The sequence below is a fragment of the Aerococcus sp. L_32 genome, assembly GCF_050689315.1.
In genome coordinates this window covers 1-667 of record NZ_JBOEQF010001020.1, presented here as the reverse complement: position 1 = coordinate 667, position 667 = coordinate 1, and the positions used below count along the sequence as shown (strand labels likewise).

The window sequence follows — 667 nt, the reverse complement described above, 5'->3', positions numbered from 1 at the left end:
CGCGTCTACAGCAGCTTTACTCGCCGCCTCTTCTTGTTCAGCTTTTAAAGCTTGTGCTTTCTCGTAGTCAGCTTTTTCCTTAGCCAATTGGTCCGCCTTCATTTGGACTACATTTTCGTCATCAGCTAACTTAGTTGTAAATTGCAGTAAGTAGTCCAACCATTCTTCAGTAGACAACTTGTTTAAACCTAGGCTGATCATTAAGGCAGCCCCAACTTGCTTAATCGCCAAGCGTAAAGGATTGTCCTCTAATGCCTTGAAGATAGCTGGTGTCATGATTTTTTGTTCAAGATTTTCGTGGAAAAGGACATCTATGGTGTTGCTAGCAGTAATGCGTTTAATGCTTGTCACACCGATCTTATCGGCCGCCGCTTTAATAGCACCCACTTGCAGTAACAGTTGCGTTTCAATTGGTGGTTCACCGTATCGATCCATCAACTCATCATCCAAGTCCCACATTTCATCTACACTGGTCATGGCCTGCACCCGTTTATAAATCTCCACTTTTTGTCTCTCATCCCGGATATAGCTCTGCGGAATATAAGCATCAATAAATAGTGATATTTCCACTGGCTCAGTTTTCTTAGCCGGTAAAATGCCCCGTTTACGTTGGACTGCTTCACGTAACATTTGTGAATAGAGGTCGAAACCGACTGAGTTAACAAAA

General features: G+C 43.0%; 1 protein-coding gene. It reads right to left on the bottom strand.

What is annotated here, in order from left to right:
* Nucleotides 1–630 (bottom strand): TRCF domain-containing protein (locus ACRCJ0_RS17970; RefSeq protein ID WP_431391502.1); only part of this gene is annotated, 630 nt, incomplete at its 3' end.
* Nucleotides 631–667 lie beyond the last annotated feature (37 nt).